A 3,784-nucleotide genomic window follows, 5' to 3' on the forward strand; every position below is an offset into this window, starting at 1 on the left:
TCTCGGCGACGGTGAAGACGGGGATGAGCATGAAGTGCTGGTGCACCATGCCGATGCCGGCGGCCATGGCGTCGCCCGGGCCGCGGAAGTGCTGGACCGCGTCGTCCAGCAGGATGTCGCCCTCGTCGGCCTGATAGAGGCCGTAGAGCACGTTCATGAGGGTGGATTTGCCGGCGCCGTTCTCCCCCAGGAGAGCGTGGATCTCGCCCGGCTTCACGACCAGATCGATGTGGTCGTTGGCCACGAGAGACCCGAACCGCTTCGTGATTTCACGGAGCTCGAGCTTCATACTGTGCACCTTAGCGATTGTGTGAGCGGGCGAGGAAGAACCGCGGCCGGGAGGATGAGGCATCCACCCGGCCGCGGTTCTGTCAGCGTCCGGATTACGGCGAGCTGGGCGAGGTGACCTCGAGGTCACCCGAGATGATCTGCTCCTTCAGAGCGTCGAGCTCGTCCGTCAGGCCCTTGGGCAGCTGCGACTCGAAGTCGTGGAACGACGACAGTCCGACGCCCTCGTTCTCCAGCGTGCCGATGTACGGCGTCACGTCGAACTCGTCGTTGGCGGCAGCCATCGTCGCGTCGTAGACCGCGGTGTCGATGCGCTTCATGATCGAGACCAGCACGAGGTCGGCGACCGACGGGTCGCTCACGGCGAGGTCGGAGTCGACACCGAGCATCACGGCGCCGTTGTCGGTGTCGCGGATGGCCTGAGCGGCGCTCTGGTAGATCGGGCCGCCGACGGGCAGGAGCACGTCGACACCCTGGTCGAGAGCGGTCTGCATCGCCTGCTTCGAGTCGTCGTTCGCCTCGAAGTTGTTGGTGAACTGACCGGTCTGGCCGGCGACGTCCCAGCCGTACGTGGCGACGGTGGCGCCCTTGTCCTCGTTGTACTTCTCGACGCCGTCGATGAAGCCGTCCATGAAGATCGTGACCGGCGGGATCGGGATGCCGCCGACGGTGCCGACGCTGTTGACACCCGACTGCGCGGACCAGGCGGCCGCGGCGTAGCCGCCGAGGTACGCGGCCTGGACCGTGTCGAAGAGGAGCGGCTTGATGTTCGGCGCGTCGGTCTTGCCGTCGCCCGTGTCGGTGCCGTCGTCGTTCTTGGCGCCGGTGTTGTCGGCGCGGTCGTCGATGATCGCGTACTCGATGTCGGGGTTGGCCAGGGCCGACTCGACCGTCGCGGCCGACAGCTTGAAGCCGACGGAGATGATGAACGTGCAGCCCTCGGCGACGAGGTTCTCCAGGTTCGGCGCGTAGTCGTTGGCCGACTCCGACTCGACGTCCTTCAGCTTGACGCCGAGCTCGTCGGCGGCCTTCTGCATGCCCTCGAGGGCGGACTGGTTGAACGACTTGTCGTTGAAGCCGCCGTCGTCGGAGACGATGCAGGGGGTGAAGCCCTCGACCTTCGGGCCACTGGCGTCGCCGGTGCTCGAGGTGTCGTCGGGCGCGGAGCCGCAGCCCGCGAGGGCCAGCAGAATGCCCGCGGCAGCTGTGACGCCTACGAGCTTCTTGGTGCGTGAGATGGTCAACTCAGCCTCCACAGGATTCCCCCCGCGTCCTTCACGGGGACTGCACAAAATTACCCACTGTGTCGGCGCGGTTGCATGCTTCGCGGGGCCCTGTTCGCGAAATGTTGCAAGACCGCAATATGTCGCTCATATGAGCACGGGATGCCGCACCCGGCGGCATCCGGCTACAGCACTTCGCCGCGGCCGCTGAGCTTCAGGGCGTCGACGACGCCCTTGACGCGCTGCGCGTGCTCGCTCGTGGTCACCAGCAGGGCGTCCTCGGTGTCGACCACGACGATGTCGCGGACGCCGATGAGGCTGATGACGCGACGGGTCTGGCTGACCACGATGCCGCTCGCGGCATCCGAGAGGATGCGGGCGTTCTCGCCGAGGATCGCCAGGTCGTTCTTGCGCCCGTGCGAGTTCAGCTTGGCGAGACTCGCGAAGTCCCCCACGTCGTCCCAGTCGAAGTGGCCGGGGATGACGGCCAGCCGACCCTTCTGGGCGGCGGGCTCGGCGACGGAGTAGTCGATCGCGATCTTGGTGAGCGTCGGCCACACCCGGTCGACGACGGGACCGCGCGCCTCGCGGTCGTCCCATGCCTCGGCGAGGTCCATCAGACCGGCGTACAGGTGCGGGTCGCTCTCGGCGATCTCGCCGAGCAGCACGTCGGCGCGCGAGATGAACATCCCCGCGTTCCACAGGTAGTTGCGGTCGGCGAAGTACTCCTTCGCCGTGTCGAGGTCGGGCTTCTCGACGAAGCTCTCGACCAGGGCCGCCTCCGGCGCGCCGTCGACCACCAGTGCGTCGCTCTTCTTGATGTACCCGAAGCCGACCGACGGCTCGGAGGGCTGGATGCCGATCGTGCAGATGTACCCCTCGCGCGCGGTGGCGACGGCCTGCTGGACGGCCCACTCGAACAGCTGCGGCACGCGGATCACGTGGTCTGCCGCGAACGAGCCGATGATGACGTCGGGCTCGCGGCGCGAGAGGATCGCCGCGGCGAGGCCGATCGCGGCCGTGGAGTCACGCGGCTCGGACTCGAGGAAGACGTTCAGGTCGGCGATCCCCGGCAGCTCCCGTTCGACCGCGGCGCGGTGCGCGCGCCCGGTCACCACCGCGATGCGGTCGGGACCGGCCAGAGGCTCGAGCCGATCCCACGTGTCGCGCAGGAGCGTCCGGCCCGAGCCGGTGAGGTCGTGGAGGAACTTGGGCGCGTCGGCACGCGACAGCGGCCAGAGGCGGCTGCCGATGCCTCCGGCGGGGATCACGGCGTAGAAGTCGTCGATCGGTCCAGACATGGGGCTCAGGCTACCGGGTGAAGCGCGGGGTGACAGCGGCGCGGGCCTCGCGCCACGCCGCTGTCACCCGCGATTCAGCCGCGCCGGGGCGAGGTGCCCGGTGTGGCGTCGCGCAGCGAGGCGAGCATCGCGTCGAAGGCGGGCTTCGGCGAGTAGTCGTCCTCGAGGATCGTCGCCCAGCCTTCACCGGGGAACACGTCCGGCACCCACGAGTTCGCGTCGGGGAAGCCCCAGACCGTGAACGACTCGCACGCGGCGACGTTCAGGCACGCCTGCAGCATCGCGTCGTAGCGCTCTGCCTGCGTCGCGACCTGCTCGGGGGTCGGGCCCGTCTCGCCCGGCAGCAGCGGGATGCGCACGTCCGCCTCGGTGACCGCCACCTTCAGACCGAGGGCCGCGAAGCGCTCGAAGTTCGCCTGGATCGAGGTGTCGAAGCCGTACAGCAGGCTGAGGTGGCCCTGGGCGCCGAAGCCGCCGAGCGGCGCGCCGGCGGCGAGCATCTGCTGGGCGAGCGCGTAGTACGCGTTCGTCTTCGCGTTGATGCCCTCGGCGTTGTAGTCGTTGAGGAACAGGACCGCGTCGGGGTCGGCCTCATGCGCCCAGCGGAACGCGTCCACCAGCAGTCCGACGGGGTCCGCGGCACACGCCTTCAGGAAGGGGTTGGCTCCGGTGCGCAGCTTCACGCCGCCGTTGTCCCACTCGTCCTGGAAGATCTCGTTGGCCACGTCCCACTCGTAGATCTCGCCCTTGAAGTGGCCGACCACGGTGCGGATGTGGTCTTCGAGCACGGCCCGCGCGTCGTCGCAGGTCCAGGTCGCGCTGGCCGCCGTCACCCACGCCGGGTTCTGGCTGTGCCACAGCAGCGTGTGGCCGCGCACCTGCTGGTGGTTGGCCTTGGCGAAGGCGACCAGCGCGTCTGCGGATGCGAAGTCGTACACGCCGGGCGCCGGGTGGACGGCATCCCACTTCATG

At 68.6% G+C, this 3,784-nt stretch carries 4 protein-coding genes; all 4 read right to left on the reverse strand.

Features of this window, described 5'->3' with window-relative positions; all coding sequences use genetic code 11:
• Positions 1-289, reverse strand: a 289-nt coding sequence (locus ACTHNQ_RS05750; protein ID WP_440331904.1) for an ATP-binding cassette domain-containing protein, incomplete at its 3' end; no start/stop codon positions are given.
• A 94-nt stretch (positions 290-383) separates the two neighbouring features.
• The gene (locus ACTHNQ_RS05755) at positions 384-1,532 is read right to left on the reverse strand and encodes a BMP family ABC transporter substrate-binding protein (protein WP_018171875.1); all 1,149 of its coding nucleotides are present in this window, start codon (positions 1,530-1,532) and stop codon (positions 384-386) included.
• 164 nt (positions 1,533-1,696) lie between these two features.
• Complete coding sequence (locus ACTHNQ_RS05760) at positions 1,697-2,812, reverse strand: mannose-1-phosphate guanylyltransferase (protein WP_440331907.1); 1,116 nt, start codon at positions 2,810-2,812, stop codon at positions 1,697-1,699.
• A gap of 74 nt (positions 2,813-2,886) precedes the next feature.
• A partial coding sequence (locus ACTHNQ_RS05765; protein ID WP_440331909.1) for an endo-1,4-beta-xylanase occupies positions 2,887-3,784 on the reverse strand: 898 nt, incomplete at its 5' end.

The sequence above is a fragment of the Microbacterium sp. genome (assembly GCF_051953575.1).
Taxonomy (GTDB): Bacteria; Actinomycetota; Actinomycetes; order Actinomycetales; family Microbacteriaceae; genus Microbacterium.

Bases quoted from the DNA above. Each gene is read 5' to 3' on its own strand.
- ACTHNQ_RS05760 (WP_440331907.1), bottom strand. From the start codon at position 2,812: ATGTCTGGACCGATCGACGACTTCTACGCCGTGATCCCCGCCGGAGGC.